At 55.1% G+C, this 20,545-nt stretch carries 9 protein-coding genes; 6 read left to right on the forward strand and 3 right to left on the reverse strand.

Annotated features, from left to right (window positions below; translation table 11 throughout):
* Nucleotides 1-100 precede the first annotated feature (100 nt).
* The 6 genes from yhdP to IV04_RS10275 all read left to right on the forward strand — a co-directional run bounded on the left by yhdP (nt 101) and on the right by IV04_RS10275 (nt 19,244).
* The gene (gene yhdP / locus IV04_RS10250) at nt 101-3,910 is read left to right on the forward strand and encodes an AsmA2 domain-containing protein YhdP (protein ID WP_037395014.1); all 3,810 of its coding nucleotides are present in this window, start codon (nt 101-103) and stop codon (nt 3,908-3,910) included.
* Nucleotides 3,907-4,767, forward strand: a complete 861-nt coding sequence (nit1, locus tag IV04_RS10255; RefSeq protein ID WP_037395012.1) for a deaminated glutathione amidase — start codon at nt 3,907-3,909, stop codon at nt 4,765-4,767. The genes yhdP and nit1 overlap by 4 nt, the downstream gene beginning before the upstream one ends.
* Nucleotides 4,768-4,774: 7 nt before the next feature.
* Complete coding sequence (tldD, locus tag IV04_RS10260; RefSeq protein WP_037395010.1) at nt 4,775-6,220, forward strand: metalloprotease TldD; 1,446 nt, start codon at nt 4,775-4,777, stop codon at nt 6,218-6,220.
* 766 nt (nt 6,221-6,986) lie between these two features.
* Nucleotides 6,987-8,618, forward strand: coding sequence for a ShlB/FhaC/HecB family hemolysin secretion/activation protein (locus IV04_RS10265; RefSeq protein WP_231566269.1), 1,632 nt, complete (start codon nt 6,987-6,989; stop codon nt 8,616-8,618).
* Between the two features lie 63 nt (nt 8,619-8,681).
* A complete protein-coding gene (locus IV04_RS25185; protein ID WP_037397371.1) occupies nt 8,682-18,872 on the forward strand; it encodes a hemagglutinin repeat-containing protein in 10,191 nt (3,396 codons plus the stop codon).
* Nucleotides 18,873-18,881: 9 nt separating this feature from the next.
* Nucleotides 18,882-19,244 carry a hypothetical protein gene (locus tag IV04_RS10275; RefSeq protein ID WP_037397373.1) on the forward strand — a complete coding sequence of 121 codons (363 nt, stop codon included), beginning with the start codon at nt 18,882-18,884 and terminating at the stop codon, nt 19,242-19,244.
* A gap of 42 nt (nt 19,245-19,286) precedes the next feature.
* On the opposite strand, the gene IV04_RS10280 is transcribed toward IV04_RS10275, so the two are convergent.
* The 3 genes from IV04_RS10280 to IV04_RS10290 form a co-directional block, all read right to left on the reverse strand.
* Nucleotides 19,287-19,631 (reverse strand): hypothetical protein, encoded by a 345-nt coding sequence (locus tag IV04_RS10280; protein WP_037397375.1) that lies wholly within the window; start codon nt 19,629-19,631, stop codon nt 19,287-19,289.
* Nucleotides 19,628-19,852 carry a SymE family type I addiction module toxin gene (locus tag IV04_RS10285; protein WP_037397377.1) on the reverse strand — a complete coding sequence of 75 codons (225 nt, stop codon included), beginning with the start codon at nt 19,850-19,852 and terminating at the stop codon, nt 19,628-19,630. Before IV04_RS10285 ends, IV04_RS10280 begins: the two co-directional genes overlap by 4 nt.
* Nucleotides 19,853-19,937: 85 nt before the next feature.
* Nucleotides 19,938-20,261, reverse strand: coding sequence for a helix-turn-helix domain-containing protein (locus IV04_RS10290; protein WP_037397380.1), 324 nt, complete (start codon nt 20,259-20,261; stop codon nt 19,938-19,940).
* Nucleotides 20,262-20,545 lie beyond the last annotated feature (284 nt).

Genomic DNA, 20,545 nt, shown 5'->3' on the forward strand with positions numbered 1-20,545 from the left:
AGCGGCGTTGAACTCCGCCAGCCCCCGTTTTTCAGCGGGCTGTGGAGGGGCAACAGTTAAGAAATTCCCGTTGCCAGGCAGCGGATGCAAGGAGAAATGCGTGAGGCGACTGCCCGGGATCCTGTTAGCAACAGGCGCCATTTTGATTGTGATTGTGGCGTTGCTGATCAGCGGGTTGCGCCTGATCCTGCCTGAACTGAACAACTATCGCCCGCAGCTGCTGGAGAAAGTGCAAGCGATCTCCGGCATTGCTGTTGAGGCTGATTTTGTGCAAGGCAGTTGGGAAACGTTTGGGCCAACGTTGGACATCCGTAATATTCACCTGACGTTGCCAAAAAGTACCCTGCAGATTGAGCGGGTGACGCTGGCGCTGGACGTGTGGCAATCCCTGTTGCGCTGGCGTTGGCAGTTCCGCGATCTCACTTTCTACCAATTACAGTTCGATCTCAATGCCACGCTCGGCGGCGAGGGCAATAACGGTAACACCCTGGCCCCCAACCAGGTCAGCGATCTGTTTCTTTATCAACTGGATCATTTTGATCTGCGCGAAAGCCGCGTTTCTTTCCTCACGCCGTCAGGATCGCGCGCCGAATTCCACATCCCACAGCTTACCTGGCTGAACAGCCTTAACCGCCATCGCGCCGAGGGGCAGATTAGCCTATCGACCCTGAATGGGCAGCATGGTGTGGTGCAGCTACGCCTGGATTTGCGCGACGAACAGGGGCTACTGAATACCGGCATGATCTACATGCAGGCCGATGATATCGACATGAAACCCTGGTTTAGCCGCTGGTTGAAGACCAATACCGGTTTGGAGAGCGCCGATTTCAGCCTGGCAGCCTGGTTGCAGATTGAGAATGGCGCAATTTACAGCAGCAATGTCTTGTTTAAACAGGGGGTTGCCCATTGGTCGGTAGCGGATGCACCTCATCAGTTGAATGTGGATAATCTGGCGCTGGCGTTAACGCGCGAGGGCAATGGCTGGCAGGTAAACGTACCGCAACTGAATCTGAAAACCGACGGCCAAGCCTGGCCTCCAGGCACATTGGCAGCGCTGTGGCTGCCAGAAAATAACCAGTTTCTCGGGCCAAATCAGAGTGAAGAGCTGCGGATTCGGGCGACAGGTCTGCAGCTTGAGCGGCTAGGAGCGCTGCTGCCGACTTTCTCCTTCCTCAGCCCGGACGTGCTGGATCGTTGGAAAGATTTGCAACCGCAGGGCAAGCTCCAGGCGCTGGCGCTGGATATCCCGTTGAAACAGATGGATAAAACTCGCTTTCAGGCGCTCTGGCAGGATCTGAGCTGGCAACACTGGAAACTGCTGCCGGGGATGAATCACTTCACGGGCGCGTTATCAGGCAGCGTGGAACATGGCCGTTTGACGCTGAATTTGCGTAATAGCACCTTGCCTTATGGCGATATGTTCCGTGCACCGCTGGAAATCAGCCATGCGCAGGGAGCATTAACCTGGCAACGTAATGATCAGGGCTGGAAGTTAGCCGGTAACGATTTGGACGTGAAAGCGAAATCGCTGTGGATTAACGGTGACTTCCGCTATCAGCAACCGGCCAAGGGTGATCCCTGGCTGGATATTCTCGCCGGTATTCGCCTTTATGATGGTGCAGATGCCTGGCGCTATTTCCCAGAACCCTTGATGGGCAAACATCTGGTGGATTACCTCAGTGGTGCCATTCAGGGGGGACAGGTGAATAATGCTTCCCTGATTTATGCTGGTAATCCGCATCATTTCCCGTACAAGCAAAATGACGGCCAGTTCCAGGTTTATGTGCCACTGCGCCATGCCACTTTTGAATTTCAACCCAAATGGCCCGCGTTGGAGGATTTGGCGATCGATCTTGATTTCGTCAATGACGGTTTGTGGATGAACGCCCCGCATACTCGCTTGGGCAAGGTGGATGGCCGGAACGTTACCGCCATCATCCCGGATTATCAGAAGCAAAAGCTGTTCGTTGATGCGGATATCGCCGGGGCTGGGGAGGAGATACAGGCCTATTTCCAACAGACGCCGCTGGATCACTCGATAGGTGCGGCATTGGATGAATTGCAGGTTGGGGGCAATGTAAGTGGGCGCTTACACCTCGATATTCCTTTGGACGGGGAATTGGTGACCGCCAAGGGGGAAGTGACGCTGCGCAACAATTCGCTGCTGGTGAAACCGCTGGCCAGCCAACTGGAGAATATGAGCGGTAAATTCCGTTTTAATAACGGCAACTTGGATAGCGACACTCTGGCGGCTAACTGGTTCGGCCAACCGTTGGCTATCAACTTCACCACCCAGGAACTGCCGCAGGATTATAAGGTGAATGTGGCGCTGAAAGGCGACTGGCAACCGGCCAAGCTGGAAGGTATGCCGCCTGAGGTGGCTCAAGCCCTTAAAGGTAACGTTCCGTGGCAAGGCGCTGTTGATATCCATCTGCCACATAAAGGCGAACCCAGCTATGCCGTGGAAGTGAATGCTGAACTGAAAAAAGTAAGCAGTCACTTACCAGCACCGCTCGATAAAGCGGCGGGAACCGCTCTGCCTACGAGCGTGAAGGTTAAAGGCGGCCTGGGGGGTTTTATCCTCAATGGCAATCTAGGCCAGCAAAACCACTTCAGCAGCGAATGGCTGCTGGCCGAGCAGCAGGTGGCGCTGGCGCGTGCTGCCTGGAAAACCGCGAGCAGTGCCGTGCCAGATCTGCCAAAAGAGCCTTCGTTGATGTTGGATCTGCCCGCTTTGGATGGGGAACAATGGCTGGCGCTGTTGGCCCCCGCGCTCAAACAGGGCGGCGAGGCGGGTAAAGCGGGCAATTTCAGTTTCCCCACTCAGGTTACGTTAAAGACGCCGCAGCTTCTGCTGGGTGGGCAGGCGTGGAATAACCTTCAACTGAATGTGGGCAAACCGCTTGGTGGCATGAGCCAGATCACTGCCAAGGGGAATGAAATTGAGGGTAGCCTGAAGATACCGCAACATGGCCCTTGGCGGCTGGATCTCGGCTTTCTTTATTACAACCCGCAATTTGCTGACGATAAAAATACCCCAGGCACGGCTAACCCGCTGGCGACAGACAAGATTTCGTTCCAGGACTGGCCTGCGGCCATGCTGCGCTGTGAGTCATGCTGGGTGCTGGGGCAGAAACTGGGCCAAGTCGAAGCCGACATTAAGCATGACGGTGATTCTCTGGTGCTGACCCACGGCCTGGTGGATACCGGCCAAGGCCGCATGACGGTGACTGGTTTGTGGAAACAGAACAGCCATGAAGAACGCAGCGCGCTGAAAGGCAGGCTATTGGGCAGCAAGACCGATCAGACCGCCAGCTTCTTTGGCGTCACGATCCCGCTGAAAGACGCACCTTATACGATTGATTTTGATCTGTACTGGCACGGCCAGCCGTGGAAACCGCAGATCGAGACGCTGAATGGGGCTATAACGGTCGATCTGGGTAAAGGTGAAATTGATAACGTCGGTGGCCGGGCTGGCCAGCTCTTGCGGTTAGTGAGTTTTGATGCGCTGTTGCGTAAGTTGCAGTTTGATTTCAGAGATACTTTTGGTAATGGTTTCTACTTTGACTCCATACGCGGCAATATCACGGCGAAAGATGGCATAATGCACACAAACAATTTATTCATTGATGGCTTGGCGGCGGATGTTGCCATGAGTGGCCAGATTGATCTGGTACGCCGCCAGATTGACATGCAGGCGGTGGTTGCGCCGGAGCTTTCCGCCACGGTGGGTGTCGCCACCGCATTTGTGATTAACCCGATCGTCGGTGCAGCGGTGTTTGCTGCTTCCAAAGTGTTGGGGCCGTTGTGGAGTAAGATCTCGTTTATTCGCTATGACATCAGCGGTAGCCTGGATCAGCCAAGTATCAATGAGGTGTTGCGTAAGCCAAGAGAGGATAAGGCGCCATGAAAAATGCTAACGTTGCGTTGCTACAACTGTGCAGTGGTGACCAGGTGCGGGATAACCTGGCGCAGATTGAACAGCAAATCAAGCAGCTGAATGCCGGGGTCAAGCTGGTCATGACGCCGGAGAATGCGTTGTTGTTTGCCAACTCGGCGGCCTATCGGGAACATGCAGAACCGCAGGGTGACGGGCCGCTGCAACAAGCGGTGCGTGAAATGGCTCGCCGTTACGGCATCTGGTTGCTGATGGGCTCTATGCCGCTGATCAGCCGGGAAGATCCGCAGCGCATTACCACCAGCAGCCTGTTATTTGACGATCAGGGCGAGATCCGTGCCCGTTACGACAAAATGCATATGTTTGATGTTGATATTAACGATATGCATGCACATTATCGCGAATCGGATACTTATCAGCATGGCCAGCAGTTGACGGTGGTCGATACCCCCGTTGGGCGCTTGGGGATGACGATCTGCTACGATTTACGTTTCCCCGGGTTGTATCAGGCCCTGCGTGCGCAGGGGGCGGAGCTTATTTCGGTGCCTGCGGCATTTACCCGTCTTACCGGTGAAGCGCACTGGGAAATTCTGCTGCGTGCACGGGCGATCGAGAACCAATGCGTGATTCTGGCCCCGGCTCAGGTTGGTCGCCACGGCACCACGCGCCGCACCTGGGGCCATTCCATGGCGGTTGACGGTTGGGGTAATGTGTTGGGAGAGAACGCTGATAGAGTCTCTGCACTTAAGGTGCGAGTGGACATTGGCGCATTGAAAACCATTCGTACCCAGATGCCGGTGATGCAGCACAACCGATTCCAACCTTCGCTGATTGCGCCGGTTGACCCTTTCTCCTCACATCAAGAGTGAAAAAACTATGAGCCTGACGTTTGTCAGTGAGCAATTACTCGCTGTAAATAAGCTGAGTCACCAAGACCTGTTTACTGTACTGGGTCAACTGGCCGAACGCCGCCTCGACTATGCCGACCTCTATTTTCAGTCCAGCTACCATGAGAGCTGGGTGATTGAAGACGGCATTATCAAAGAGGGTTCTTACAATATCGATCAGGGCGTAGGCGTGCGTGCCGTCAGCGGTGAGAAAACCGGTTTTGCCTATGCAGACCAGATCACCCTGAATGCCCTGAACCAAAGTGCTCAGGCGGCACGCAGCATTGTGCGTGAAAGCGGCAACGGCAAAGTTCAGACGTTGGGTGAGATCCACCACCAAGCGCTGTATCCATTATTCGATCCGCTGCAAAGTTTGCCGCGCGAAGAGAAAATCGCTTTGCTGCACCGGGTGGATCAAGTGGCGCGTGCCGCAGACAAGCGCGTACAGGAAGTGACGGCCAGTATCACCGGGGTATATGAACAGATACTGGTGGCGGCGACCGATGGCACTTTGGCAGCGGATGTCCGCCCGCTGGTGCGTTTTTCTGTCAGCGTGCTGGTGGAAGAAGATGGCAAGCGCGAGCGCGGTGCCAGCGGCGGCGGTGGCCGTTTCGGTTATGACTATTTCCTGGAAAGCGTCGAGGGTGAAGTGCGCGCCGATGCATTTGCCAAAGAAGCGGTGCGTATGGCGTTAATCAATCTCTCTGCCATTGCCGCCCCTGCTGGCACTATGCCGGTCGTCTTGGGGGCTGGCTGGCCGGGTGTGCTGCTGCACGAAGCGGTCGGCCACGGGCTAGAGGGTGACTTTAACCGCCGTGGTACATCGGTATTCAGCGGCCAGATGGGCCAGTTGGTGGCTTCTGAGCTTTGTACCGTGGTGGATGATGGCACGCTGCAGGGCCGCCGTGGTTCACTGGCGATCGACGATGAAGGGGTGCCGGGGCAGTACAACGTACTGATCGAAAACGGCATTCTGAAAGGTTACATGCAGGATAAACTCAACGCGCGCCTGATGGGCGTTGCACCTACCGGTAATGGTCGCCGTGAGTCTTACGCTCATCTGCCGATGCCGCGCATGACCAACACCTACATGCTGGCGGGGAAATCAACGCCGGAAGACATTATTGCCAGCGTGGAATACGGCCTGTATGCGCCGAATTTTGGCGGTGGCCAAGTGGATATCACTTCGGGTAAGTTCGTGTTTTCTACCTCTGAAGCCTACCTGATCGAAAATGGTCGCATCACCAAGCCGGTAAAAGGCGCCACGCTGATCGGCTCCGGTATCGAAGCCATGCAGCAAATCTCTATGGTTGGTAACGATCTGGCGCTGGATAAAGGCGTCGGTGTGTGCGGTAAAGAAGGGCAAAGCCTGCCGGTTGGTGTCGGCCAGCCAACGCTGAAACTGGATTCATTGACGGTTGGCGGCACGGCGTAATGCAATTCAAGCACTAAGACGTATAGGGGCGAAAGCCCCTCAGACGGCTGACAAAGCCAGTTATTAGGGGGAGCGTGCCGAAGGGGTCGTAACGGCGTAAGCCGTCGGAGCGCCCCTCGGTACGCTAGACCCGGGTATCTCGGGCTAAAAGGCCACTTTGTCATCAAGCTCAGGGGCGAAAGCCCCTTTTTTTGTGCTGAGCGAAAAAAATTTCAGATGAGTATAATTTGCTAGAGTTACTTTTTTGAAAAATTAAATAAAATATTTAAGGAATATCCTGGTTTTTTATACTAAGAGAGTTGAGAATAAACTTAATTTTCTCCCCTTATCTGCTGCTCAAAGCCAAGCTGGGTGCTTGTTGAGCTCGGTTGGCTTGGTTAGAATACGTCCGAATCATTAAAGTGACTTATCTGAATGGACTCAGTAGCAACGGATCGCAGTAATATACCCCTGTGTTTTTCCTGTTCTCTTGGCTTGTGTATCAACATGCTGTGCCAATCTTCCCTTTCGGTGTCGCTGTGAGCAACTAACTTGCTTCTGGCAGTTTCTTTATTCAAATAAATCAATTTATTAGGCGCATTTTTGTGGGCTCGATTTGTGTGCCCAGAAATATGCGGATAGTTTTATCAAAAATGCAGTGAATTGTTTTTACTGAAATTTATCAAGGGATAAGATGAATCACCATTACAGCAACTCTGTGGCATTATTCTTCAAGGCCAGCCTTTTCTGCCTGGTTGCACAACCTGTAGCGCTGGTATCAGCCAATATGCTCTCACCTGCTGCACCGCAAAACGCCGCCGCGATTGATGCCCAAGAGCACAGCCGCCAGCAGGAAAGAGAGCGGGTTTTACAACAGCAGAATACCCCGCAAACCGATGTGCGTCTCACTCGGCCAACGGCGTCATTGCCTGATTACCCAGCCGATGAATCACCCTGTTTCCCGATTAATACTTTTACGCTGGTAGGGGACGAAGCCAGTCGTTTCCAATGGGCGCTGGACGCTGCCAATGGCGCGAAAGGCCGTTGCTTAGGTTCGCAAGGGATCCTGCTGGTGATCAACAAAGTCCAGAATGCCATTCTGGAGCAAGGGTACGTCACCACGCGCGTGATGGCGCAAGAGCAGGATCTCACCAAAGGCGTCTTTACGCTCACACTCCAACCCGGCCGTATTGCCAACATCCATTTTGCCGAGCCTGTGTCTTACCGCGCCAGAGCGTGGAATGCGGTGCCAGCCCGTTCAGGGGATATCCTCAACCTACGCGCTATTGAGCAGGCTTTGGAGAACTTTAAGCGTGTTCCCAACGTTGAGGCGGATATCAAGATCGTCCCGGGCGCTAAAGAAGCCACCAGCGACCTGCTGATTGCCTGGAAAGAGAGCCGCCCGTTCCATCTCAGCGTCGGGCTGGATGACAGCGGCTCTGACAGCACCGGCAAGTACCAGGGCTCAACCACCCTGTCGATCGATGCCCCTTTTGCCCAGAACGACCTGTTTTATGTCAACCTGGGCAGAAGTCTGTTCCGCGATGGGCCGTATGACAGCCGCTCCAATACGGTCAACTACAGCATTCCTGTGGGCTATTGGAACTTCTCCGCCAACTATAACGATTACAACTATCACCAGAATATCGCCAATGCCAACGAGATCCTCAGCTACAGCGGCAAAAGCGAAAACGCGCAATTCACCGTCTCCCGTTTGCTGTTCCGCAATCAGAGTCACAAAACCACGCTGAATCTGCGCGGTTACCGTCGTCACTCAACCAACGCCGTCGGCGATATTGAGCTTACGCAGCAGGAACGGCGTGCAACCGGCTGGGAACTTGGGCTGAACCAACACAGCTATCTTGGCGATGCCACGCTGGATGCCAACCTCAATTGGCGGCGTGGGATCGGCGCGTTTGGCGCACTGCCGGTACCGGAAGAAGAAACTAACACCGGCAGGTCGCGCCCAAGCCTGATGACCGGTGACATCAGCTTGAACCAGCCTTTCGAATGGGTGGGGCAATCCTGGCGTTACAACACCAGCTTGCGTGGGCAATGGAGCAATCAGCCGCTGATCCCACAGGATCGGCTGTCGATTGGTGGGCGTTACACCGTACGCGGGTTTGATGGCGAGCAGAGTTTATCCGGTGAAAAAGGCCTGATCTGGCGCAATGAGCTGGCCTGGAAGGTGTTGGCGAGCGGTCATGAGCTGTATTGGGGCGTGGACTATGGTCGCGTGGCTGGCCCAGGCGCGCGTGATTTGGCCGGGCAGCAGTTAACGGGCAGCGCAGTGGGCTTGCGGGGCACGGTGTGGCAGCGCTTCAGCTACGACCTGTTTGCCGGTGTCCCGATCGACAAACCGGAAAGCTTCCACACCTCGGGTGTGACCACCGGTTTCAGCATCAATCTGCAGATCTAGCGGCCACCGTCCAGAACAACGCATAAGACGCCTTTTAACTGATTTTATTAGAGAATTCGCTCCATGAACAAACATTGCTACCGTATCATTTTCAGCCGTACTCAAGGTGAGTTGAGAGTGGTATCAGAACTGGCCCGCAGTTGCAGCACCCAACCAGGGCAAAGCCGCAGCTCCGGGGGCAGTCGCCTGTGGGTCACGCTGCGTCCTGCCATGTGGTTGATGGGTCTGGCTCTGTTTGCCGACCCGGTATGGGCTAATGGCATTGTGGCTGACGGCCAATTGGCACCCGCGCAACGCCCGGAAGTGATCAACACCCAGAATGGGCTACCGCAGGTCAATATCAATGCGCCCAATCAGGCCGGGGTGTCGCATAACCAGTACCAGCAGTTTGACGTCGGCCAACAAGGGGCGATCCTCAATAACTCGGCGGTGATGACGTCTACCCAACTGGCAGGTTACATCCAGGGGAACGCCAAGCTTGATCCGAATGCGGCTCCGGCCAAAGTCATCATCAATGAAGTCAACAGCAATAACCCGAGCCAGCTACGCGGTTTTCTGGAAGTCGCCGGCGGCAAGGCACAGGTGGTCGTGGCTAACCCGTCGGGCATCCTCTGCGACGGCTGTGGCACCATCAACGCTGGGCGGATGACCCTGACCACCGGTAAACCGCAATTGAACGCGGATGGCAGTGTGGCAGGCTACCGGGTTGAGCGTGGGGTGATCCAGGTTCAGGGCGGCGGTCTGAATGGCGACGCGCGCCACGATACCGAATACGTCGATATTCTGGCACGTGCGGTGCAGGTGAATGCCGGGGTTCGGGCGAAAGCAGGCGTTTCTGTGGTGGCGGGGCGCAACCAGATCGGTGCAGAGGGCACAGCGATTACCGCTCTGCCGGGCACGGACGGCAACGCGCCGGAGCTGGCGATCGACATGGGCCAGATGGGCGGTATGTACAGCGGCCAGATCAGCATGATCGGCACCGAGGCCGGGGTGGGCGTGCGCAATCAGGGTGGGCACCTGCAGGCGGACAAGACCCTGGTGGTGAGCAGCGAAGGTAAACTGATCTGGCAGGCGGCTGGCACGGAGGAGCCTCACACCCAGGCCGGGGGCGACATCACGCTCACCGCCAAAGACAGCGTTGAACATCAGGGTAAACTTTACAGCGGTGGTCAACTGAGCGTGCAAAGCCGCCAGGGTGGGATCACGCAATCCGGCACGATGGCAGCGGCGGGCAACGTCACGCTGCAGGCCGCACAGGCGATCCACAGCAGTGGACATCTGCTGGCGGGCAGCGATGCCAACAGCACGCTGGTTCGCCCGGCAGATTTAACACTCGAAAGCCAGTCGGCCATTCGTGCCAGCGGCAGCCTGATGAGCCAGAAAAAGGTGAGCGTGACCGGCAGCAAGGTGGATCTCAGCCAGAGCCGTCTGGCGGCAGAACAGGCTTCGTTAACAGCGTTTGCCGGGGATGTTGCCTTACAACAGTCACAAGTGGATAGCCAGCAATTCACCGTCAACAGCCAAGGCAACCTTGACTCACAGCAGGCACAAATCCGTGCAGGCAACTGGCAAATCACCGCCGACAGCCTGTTCAATCAGGCGGGTGTCTGGTCACAGGTCGGGGCCGGTGAAAGCCGTTTCGCCCTGAGCGGTGCGCTGGATAACACCGATGGCAGTATTGAAACCCAGCAGCTCAGCCTGAACAGCGCCAGCCTCAATAACCTGCGTGGTCGGCTGGTGGCGCTGGATGGCACGGCACAGCACTGGCGTGTGAGTGGTCTGTTGTCCAACCAGGCCGGGGTATTGGGCAGTAACGGCAGCTTGCAGCTGGATTTGGGTGCATTGGATAACCAGCAGGGGATGCTGCAAAGCCAGTCACACCTGGTAATTACCACACAGCAAGGGGCGGACAACCGTCAGGGCAAGGTATTGTCTGGTGGCAACCTGGCCCTGAGCAGCCAGGGAGCGGTCAATAACAGTGTCGGTGAGATCCATGGTCAGAACCTGCAACTGTCGACCCAGGCGCTGAATAACGCGCAAGGCCAGGTCGTCAGCCAAACAGGATTACGCCTTGATGCCCGCCAGTCGCTGAATAATCAGCAAGGACTGATAGAAGCAGGTGAGGCACTGGATGTCAGCACCGCAGGAAACTGGGACAACCGCAAAGGCACCGCGTTGGGGGCAAAACAGGCCAAGGTGACGGCAGGCAGCCTGGATAACGCGGCAGGCAAGCTGCAATCGGGCGGTGAGTTAACGCTCAACACCACCGGCAATGTCAATAACCAGGCGGGCACCCTGACGGCGCAACAGAACCTCTATTGGCAAGGGGGGGCGCTCAGCCTGTTTAACAATGATGAAGGCAAGCTGTTAAGCGGCGGTGCGCTGTCGCTGAATGGCGGGCAGTTGAACAACCGTCAGCAAGGGCTGATACAAAGCCAGCAGGCGCTGACAGTGGATCTTACCGGAGCATGGGATAACCAGGGCGGGAAGCTGGCCAGCGGTGGCAGCAGCGTGCTGCGCGCACTCAGCCTGATCAACACGCAGGGTGAAATCCAGGCATTAGATAGCCTGGACATGCAGTTCACCCGCGCACTGGATAACCGCAGCGGTAACATCATCAGCCAGCGAGCACAGCGCTTGCAGGCCGAAAATATCTTGAATAGCCAAGGATGGATCGGCAGCTTGGGCACGCTGACGGCGATCGGCCAAAGCTTCGATAACCAACTGGGTGAAGTGGTTAGTCAGCAAGAGGCTGATTTGACCGTCACCACCTGGAATAACCAGTACGGCACGTTGCAGTCCGCCGCCAATCTGGTGTTGCGCACGGCGCAAGACATCGCCAATCAGGGTGGGAAAATCAGTGCGCAAGCGCGCCTCTGGCTACAAGGGTTGACCGATGCCACACCTGCCGGAGTGTTATACAACGCGGGTGGGCAACTGCTGGCGGGTGAGCAGTTGTGGATCCGGGCTCAGGGTATCGATAACCAGCAAAATGGCCTGCTCTATAGCCAGAAGCAACTGCAATTAACGCTGAATGACCGGTTGGATAACCGTCAAGGCAAAGTGCAAAGTGGTGAAGGGACACAGATCAACGCCGCACAACTGCTGAACACCCAAGGGGTGATTGACAGCCAGCAGCAACTGGATCTGCAGCTTGCTGGCGTATTGGACAATACCCGGGGCACGCTGCGTGCCAATCAGGCCCAATACATCTCGGCTGAACGTGTACTGAACGCGCAAGGTGTGATCAGCAGCCTGGGGAGCCTCCAGCTTACCACCCAGCAGTTTGACAACGCCGCCGGTATGGCGATCAGCCAAGGTGCGGGCGATTATCACTTCAGCACGCTCGACAACCAACAGGGTAAAATCCACAGCGGTGGCGCACTCACGTTGAGCGGCAGCAGCGTGAACAATCAGGCTGGTCAATGGGTCTCCAGCCAGGCATTGACGTTCAATGGCGAAAGCGTGGATAACAGCCGCCAGGGGATCATCAGTAGCCAAGGGGCATTGAGCGTGACCGCCCAGCAGGTGAGCAACCGCGAGGGTGGCCTGCTGATTGGCACCACACAGACCGACGTCAACGCCCGCACGCTGGATAACACCGCCGGGCGGATACAAAGTGCGGGAACCCTGACGCTGTCACAGTTGGATTCGTTGGATAACCGCCAAGGCACTCTGTTAGCCAATAACGCGCTGGCTATCAGCGGCGGGGCGCTGTCGTTGTTTAACCAGGGCGGTAACATCCAGAGTGGCGGGACATTAACCGTTTTGACCCAATGGCTGGATAACCTGGCAGGTACTCTGCTCAGCCAGCAGGCGTTGCAGCTCAGTGTTCAGCAGGATTACACCCACCGCGCCGGGGACACCCTCAGCAGTAACAGTTCGGTGACCTTCAGTGTGGCTGGCGTGTTGACCAACCTGGCAGATTGGTTGCTGCCGGGCGACCTGACGTTGAGCAGCGCGCATGTAAACAACCTGGCCAGTCTGGTGGCTAACCAGCTGCAACTGACCACCGGGGCACTGACCAACCAGGGGCGTATCGAAGCCGACACGCTGACCATTAACGCCGACAGCCTGGATAACCAGACCACGCTGATGGCGGATAATCTGCTGGTGAATAGCCGGATTATTGATAACCATGGCCGCGCCGCCCTGATTGCCGCCACGGAAAACATCAGCCTGATGAGCGGTGAGCGGTTAACCAACCGGGATGGCGCACTGATTTACAGCGCAGGGACGTTACAGCTTACCAGTGGCGATCTGATTGAAAACCGCGCCAGTAATATTGAGGCGGAAGGGGATCTGACCCTGACGGCAAAACGCTTCGACAACCTGCGTGAAGGGCTGGAGATTGCGCGTGAGGCGGAAACCAGCGAGTACAGTTGGCACCGTTATAACTACTACTGGCGTTCTTATGGTGAGGATGTCACTACCGATGTCAGCGCGATAGCACCGACCACCCAACAGTTGACCTTTCGTGATGATGCGGCTGCCGCAAGCAACCCATATGGTACCTTACTGAATATTGACGCAGCCAATAAACGTGCTGAAGTGCAGGTAAAAGACGATAAGGGGCAACTGATCAGCCTGTGGGTGAACTACCTGGCCCTTGTTCCGAATGCTGATGGCAGCTATGCCATGACATTTTATGAAACACGTGGCTGGTATCAACGTACCACCATCCCTACTCCCTATCAAAACGCTTTCCATTGGGAACACGACTGGGTGGAGGTTATGACGTGGGATTCTGAAAAGCATATTGATATTGGGGTCGCGCCATTTGTTGCTGACTACAGTAACCTCCGTGAGCGCACGGCGACGGGTAAGGTAACCAGCGACAAGCTGATCTCTGCCGGTATTGGGGCGACCTTGCTCTCCGGCGGCAATATGGCTTTGCATATTGGTGAGCAACTGCTGAATGATGCCAGCACCATCAGTTCCAATGGGAACCTGACGATTGACGGCACCGCCAACATTATCAACCGGGGTTACTCGGTGAACGAGCGGCGTCAGGAGTTTATTGTCGATCACTACGACAGAGCGGAAACTCACTGGTATCCGACCTTCAATCTGGATGAAACCACCGCGCTGACGACCATTGATGGGGTGATCAGCGGTTACGGCAACGTCACTATTGGCGGTGCGCATCTGGAAAACACCACGGTTAACCAGGCACAAATCAGCGCTGTTGAGGCGGCACAGAATGCCGCCGCTGCCGAGCGCGCGGAATGGGAACGCAACCCGTTGGCGGTCAGCGTTGACGGTGGTGACTGGCAGGCTGCTGACACCGGTTTAGCCGCAGGCACTCGGCCACTAACGCCGGGGGAACTGGCGTTAACCGACAAACAGCATGTAGCCAGCGTGGCGACCCACATTCCCGATAATGGTCTGTTCCGCCAGCAAACGGCGGCCAATAGCCCGTTCCTGGTGGTGACTGACCCGCGTTTTACCAACAAAAACAATTTCCTGAGCAGTGACTATCTGCTGCAGCGCGTGGGTTATGACCCGAGCCAGGTGCACAAACGCCTGGGGGACGGTTATTACGAGCAACGGGTGGTGCGTGAGCAGTTGCTGATGTTGACGGGTCGCCCATCGTTGAAAGGTGACGATGCGATGGCGCAGTACCAGGCGCTCATGAACAGCGGCATCAAGGCAGCGGAAGATTTCCACCTGGTGCCCGGTGTGGCGCTCACGCCATCACAAATCGCCGCCTTGCAGCAGGATATCGTCTGGCTGGTGAGTGAAACGGTTGAAACTGCCGAAGGGCCGCAGACCGTTTGGGTGCCGAAAGTCTATCTGGCGAACAGCACCCTCCGTGTGACGGGGGATGGTGCGGTGATTGCCGGGGGGAACCTGCAACTCTCCACTGGCAGCCTCAGCAATGCGGGCAACCTGTTTGCCGACAAGGCCATGAGCATCGATACCGGCGCATTCCTGCACCAGGGCGGCGAACTCCGTGCAGACACAATCAATGTGCAGGCCGACAGCATCAGCCTGAGCACCAATCTGCAGGATGCCTTGCGCCAGGCGAGCATGAGTGCGCGTGAACTCAGCCTGAACGGCGGTGACATCAGCCTGCAAGGTGCGAAGCTTAGCGCCACCGAAAACCTCAGCCTGAGTGCCAGCAACAGCATTAACATCGGCACGGCGCGCAGCAGCACCACAGCAGACGTGAGCGTGATTTCCGGATCCTTGGGCAACCGCGATCGTGCCGGGATGGAAGAGGCCGGGGAGCGCAGAGCGCAGGTCAGTGGTGAATGGCAGCAGGCGTTGGGCAGCAGCCTGACGGCGGGCAGCAACCTCAGCCTGAAAGCGGGCCAGGACATCACACTGCAAGGCAGCCAGGCCAGCGCGGGGGGGAAAGCGCAGGTTCAGGCCGGTGGCAATGTCTCGTTACTGGCGGATACCACCACCAATAGCACCCATCTTGAAGCGAACAGCCGCACCTCGACAGTGAGCAACAGCCGCCAAGCCGACACGTTGCATACCAGCGGATTAAGCGGCGACAACGGCGTCACTATCCTGTCGGGCGGTAACTTTGTGGCCGAAGGGGCACAGGTGGAGAGTGCGTCGGGCGGCATCGGCCTGAGCGCACAGCAGGTCACCATCAAAGAAGCGCGCCAGCAGGTGAGCGACAGCGACAGCGGACAGAGCAAGGTGGGTAAATCGCAAAACCAGCGGCAAAGCGATATCAGCAGTGACACCGGCCACGGCAGCCTGTTCAGTGCCAAAGAAGGGGTAACGGTTATCGCCGAGCAGGGCGACATTCTGCTGCAAGGCAGCACGGTGCAGAGTGAGCAAGGGCGAATTGGGCTGAAGGCGGCTGGTGATATCTCGCTGAATGCCAGCCAGGACGAGCAGCATCTGATGATACAGGGCAGCAACAGTAGCAAAGGGTTCCTGAGCGGCAAGCAGAGTGCCTATCAACAGGAAACCCATAGCAGTACGGCCAACGGCAGCCTGCTGAGTGGCCAGGAGGTTATTCTGCAGAGTGGTAAAGATATCAACGTGATGGGTAGCCATGTTGTGGCCACCGACGATATCTCACTGACGGCGAAGAATAACATCACGGTGGGTACGGTGGAGGAACATACCGAGAGCCGTACGGCGAGCGAGAGCAAGAAATCCGGCTTCTCCGGCACCGGCGGGATAGGTTTCAGTTACGGGTCGCAAAGCCTGAAGACCACCGATACCGAAAATAGCGTTAACCACGCAGGTAGCACGCTAGGCAGCACCCAGGGGAATGTCACCCTGAATGCGGGCAATAATCTGACGGTGCAAGGTTCCGACGTGCTGGCGGGGAAAGATATCAGCCTGACGGGTAAGGAAGTGAACATTCTGGCGGTGGAGAACCAGAGTACCCAGAGTCACACCGTTGAGCAGAAACAGAGCGGGTTGACGTTGGCGCTGTCGGGCACGGTGGGCAGTGCGTTAAATACGGCAGTGACGACCGCCAACGAGGCCACCAAGGAGACCGATGGTCGTTTGGCGGCGTTGCAAGGCATGAAAGCGGCGCTGAGCGGTGTGCAGGCGGCGCAAGGCAGTGTGCTGGCTTCAGAAAATGCTGCAGATCAGAATGCCATTGGGGTGAGCCTGTCCTATGGCAGCCAGTCATCAAAATCTGAACAGACGGCCCGCCAGACGCAGAGCCAGGGCAGCACGTTGACGGCGGGGAATAATCTCACCATCCAAGCCACCGAGTCCGATATCAATGTTCAGGGGAGCCAACTGCAGGCCGGGAAGGATATCACTCTGAATGCCGCCCGGGACGTGAACCTGGTGTCGGCCGAGAACAGCTCCCAGCTTGAGGGTAAAAACGAGAGTAAAGGGGGGAGCGTTGGTGTCAGTATCGGGGCTGGCCAGGGCGGTTGGGGTATCAGCGTGTCGGCCAGTGCCAATAAAGGCAAGGGCAGTGAGACAGGTAATGGGGTGACGCATACCGAAACCACGCTCAACGCCGGTAACAACCTGAACATCACCAGCGGGCGGGACACTACGTTGACCGGGGCGCAGGTGAGTGGCGACAAGGTGACGATGGATGTTGGCCGTAACCTGACGTTGACCAGTGAACAGGACAGCGACAACTACGATGCGAAGCAGCAGAATAGCAGCGCCGGTGCCAGCTTCACGTTCGGCTCGATGACGGGGTCGGGCAGTGTAAACCTGAGCCGTGACAAAATGCACAGCAACTATGACAGCGTGCAGGAGCAGACCGGGGTGTACGCAGGTAAGGGCGGCTTTGATATCACGGTGGGTGAACATACGCAGTTGAATGGTGCGGTCATTGGTTCGACAGCCACGGCAGACAAGAATAGACTGGATACAGGCACGCTGGGTTTTGGGAATATCGAGAACCAAGCGGATTACCAGGTTGAACACCAGAGCGTGGGGATCAGCAGTGGTGGCCCTATCGGCGGACAGTTTGCGGGGAATATGGCCAACGGCCTGTTGACCGGGCTGAATAGCAGCGGCAGCGCCAGTTCCACCACGAAGTCGGCAGTCTCTGAGGGCACTATCACCATCCGTGACAAAGACAAGCAGACCCAGAACGTTGAGGATCTCAGTCGCGATGTAGAGCATGCAAATCAGACGTTAAGCCCGATTTTCGACAAGGAAAAAGAGCAGAACCGGCTGAAGGAAGCGCAACTGCTGGGAGAAATCGGCAGTCAGGCGGCAGATATCGCGCGGACGCAGGGGCAGATAGAAGCCACCCGAGCGGCGAACGAGAAGATGCAGAACATCAAGCCAGAAGACCGAGTAGCAGCCGAGAAGCAGTGGCGGAGCGAGCACCCCGGTCAGGAGCCAGAGGCAAAGGATATCAACAACCAGATCTACCAGACGGCGTATAACAAGGCGTTTAATGAGTCAGATTTTGGGACAGGGGGTAAAGTCCAGCGAGCGATACAGGCGGCAACGGCGGCGGTGCAGGGTCTGGCGGGTGGCAATCTGGCGCAAGCATTGACGGGCGGGGCGGCTCCGTATCTTGCGGAGGTGATTAAGAAAAATACCGGGGATAATCAGGCTGCGAACGCGATGGCGCACGCGGTGCTGGGTGCGGTTACTGCCTATGCCAGTGGCAACAATGCATTGGCAGGTGCAGCGGGTGCGGCAACGGCAGAGTTGATGGCTCCGGTGATTATCGCCTCAATGGGATGGGATAAGGATAAACTGACCGAAGAGCAGAAGCAGACGGTCAGTACGTTGAGTACGCTGGCGGCAGGGTTGGTGGGTGGCTTGGCAGGTGACAGCACAGGCAGTGTGTTTGCAGGCGCGCAGACCGGTAAGAATGCGGTGGAGAATAACTATCTCAACGCCAGCGATAAGATCCGCCAACAGCAACTGGAAACCAAACTGGCCAATGGCACGATTACCGACAGTGAAGTGAAAGATCTGGCTAACCTGACACAAAAGGATCTTACCAGTGACGCGAATCTGAAGGATGCCTGTGCTAATGGAGCCAGTGCGGGATGTATCCATGAACTGAAGCTGGCACAGGCAGCTAAAGAAAGCTATCAGGGTTATGCGGAATACCAGACCTATTACGACTTACGCGACCAGTTCCCCGAGGAAATGGCGAAATTCGGTGATTTAATTGGGGACTACTCGCGTGATCTGCTCAAGCTGGTAGATCAGGGTTATACGCCTGAACAGGCCAAGGCCAAGATGTCTCAGGATGCGGCCTACTCTGCAAAATATCAGCAAGCTTTGGAGGATGTTCCCGGCTGGGCCAAGATAGCGATCACCATCCAGGATACGGTGGGAATAGTTTACGGTGCCAAGGCAGCGGGTGTCAGTCTGGAAAAATTGGCTGCGAATGGGGCAACTAGCGCAACCAAGAGTACAGGCCAAGGAACAACGGGGTCTTTAACAGGTTCACAAACTAAATTACCCCCTAATGCAACACCTGAGAATATACGTTCTTTGGTAAGAGAAAATGAAAGTGCAAAAATACTCTCGGAGAATGGTTTTCACGTTGAACAAAACCCAGTCACATCGGGAATAAAGAACCCTGATTATAAAATTAATGGTGAAATTTTCGATAACTATGCTCCAAGCTCTGGAAATATTAGAAATATATGGAGAGAAGTAGAGAAAAAGGTAGAAAAAGGGCAAACAAATAGTGTTGTTATTAACCTAGCGGATACAAAGGCAAGCGTTAGTGATCTACAGAAACAATTTAGTGATTGGCCTGTTAAAGGATTGAACAAAATTATTGTTATAGATCAATCGGGTAAACCGATAAGAATCAAGTAGGAGAATGGGATGGCAATTGATATCACATGTTATACCAAGTTAGGTGTTGAGTCATTGCAGCCTAAACTAGATGTAATTAAGTTAAATTATGGTTATTTATTTGAGCAGTCATATCTTATGTATGCTGCTGATGAAGTGTTAACTCGTGAACAGTTAAAATTTATTGAGGATCGAGTTGAAAAATATAAAAAGGAAACAGATCTACTAATAGCGGAAGAGTTTGGCCTTGAAGAACCTAAGTCATATTTTATGATATCAGTCAATGATAAATCATTCCCTGAGTTGAACACTTCTGAAGTAGCAGACATGCTCAGGAAAGAGCTAGGGGAGGAAAATATTATTGTGCTTTTAAATGGTGAAGATCTAATCTAAATCTTGTGATAAATCCCGGCTAACTGGCCGGGATTTTTACATCTAAGCCTTGAAAACATCCACTTCCCGCCGCTGCAACCGGAGCACACCGGGCGCAGCGGTCACTTCCAGTTGTTCAGCGCTGGCAATGCCGAACTCGGTGAGCCAGTTGCCGCCGATAATCACCTCGCCATTCTCTCGCACCCAATCCGCCCCCAAATCCTGCCGCTGTTGACTGGCTTCGCACAGCGCTTCCCAGGTGGCGTCGTCGGTGACGACAGTGATCCAGAGTGTGTGATGCTGGAGCGTCAGTTGTAACGGCGTACCGGTGGTAAATCCTAATACGGCCAACGCGCCGCCTGCCAGTGTCAGTTCCGGTATCGGTTCAGGGGTAAAGGTGATGTTCATGCGTTCCCCTCCGTGGTGGGCGCGGTGCGGATAATCAGTTGGCCGTGTTCGGCGGTAATGCTCACCGGTTGGCCCTGGGTGAAGCCTAATGCTTCCAGCCAGCGGCCCTTGATGGTCAGTTGTGGCAGCGGGTTCGGCCTGCCGCCGTTGGTGCGGTAACCCACAATGCTCTTACGCGCTTGGGGTGCGGCGGGTTGTGACGTAGAATCTGCTCTAGCCATGGTAACTACTCCTGTTAGTTGCGGTGGTGAGCGGAAATGAGGTGTTGGTAGCACCTCATTTTCGCGATAAATAGATTTTACCCTGTCATTTCCTACCTTTATGCATGAGTATCATCGCATCTAAAACGTGATTTACTGAGCGTAATTCTTCATCATCTAATTGCTTAATGGCTTCAAACCTCAGTTTCATCTCGTCAGTCGGTTCACGTTCTTTATCTTCAAAGATGAGCCAGTCCGTAGAAACACTAAACACGATTGCTACACGTTTGAGGATATCTAACGAAGGATTAGCCTCTTCGGACTCATAACGGCGGATCTGAGTTAAATGAATGCCAATTTTTTCAGCCATTTGGCTCTGGCTCAGTCCATGCAGTTTTCGCAATTGCAGAATGCGGGTAGAGAATCCCATCCAAAACCTGCCTTAAGTATTAAGCCAAGCTTTGCATTATACGCTTTGGTTCTAGATGGAGTTATGTTTTGTTCTTATCAGAGCATATTTTAAGTTCTTAATAGGTTTATTTCAATGTTCTTTTAGGATTTAATTAATCAATTAACAGGATTAGTTAATCTTTATTTATTTAATATATAAATGATTATTTTTTGGCTGACGTACCTCATTATTTCAATAAACCATCTATGTCACTTTCGGCTCACATTGCTATGATGTACGGCGTGCAGGCAGGATGCTATGGC

The sequence above is a fragment of the Serratia sp. Ag1 genome, from assembly GCF_000743355.1.
Classification (GTDB): domain Bacteria; phylum Pseudomonadota; class Gammaproteobacteria; order Enterobacterales; family Enterobacteriaceae; genus Chania.

What these genes read in the sequence shown, in the direction of transcription:
- nit1 (WP_037395012.1), top strand. Translation starts at nt 3,907, where the DNA reads ATGAAAAATGCTAACGTTGCGTTGCTACAACTGTGCAGTGGTGACCAG.
- tldD (WP_037395010.1), top strand. Translation starts at nt 4,775, where the DNA reads ATGAGCCTGACGTTTGTCAGTGAGCAATTACTCGCTGTAAATAAGCTG.
- IV04_RS10265 (WP_231566269.1), top strand. Translation starts at nt 6,987, where the DNA reads ATGCTCTCACCTGCTGCACCGCAAAACGCCGCCGCGATTGATGCCCAA.
- IV04_RS25185 (WP_037397371.1), top strand. Translation starts at nt 8,682, where the DNA reads ATGAACAAACATTGCTACCGTATCATTTTCAGCCGTACTCAAGGTGAG.
- IV04_RS10275 (WP_037397373.1), top strand. Translation starts at nt 18,882, where the DNA reads ATGGCAATTGATATCACATGTTATACCAAGTTAGGTGTTGAGTCATTG.
- IV04_RS10280 (WP_037397375.1), bottom strand. Translation starts at nt 19,631, where the DNA reads ATGAACATCACCTTTACCCCTGAACCGATACCGGAACTGACACTGGCA.
- IV04_RS10285 (WP_037397377.1), bottom strand. Translation starts at nt 19,852, where the DNA reads ATGGCTAGAGCAGATTCTACGTCACAACCCGCCGCACCCCAAGCGCGT.
- IV04_RS10290 (WP_037397380.1), bottom strand. Translation starts at nt 20,261, where the DNA reads ATGGGATTCTCTACCCGCATTCTGCAATTGCGAAAACTGCATGGACTG.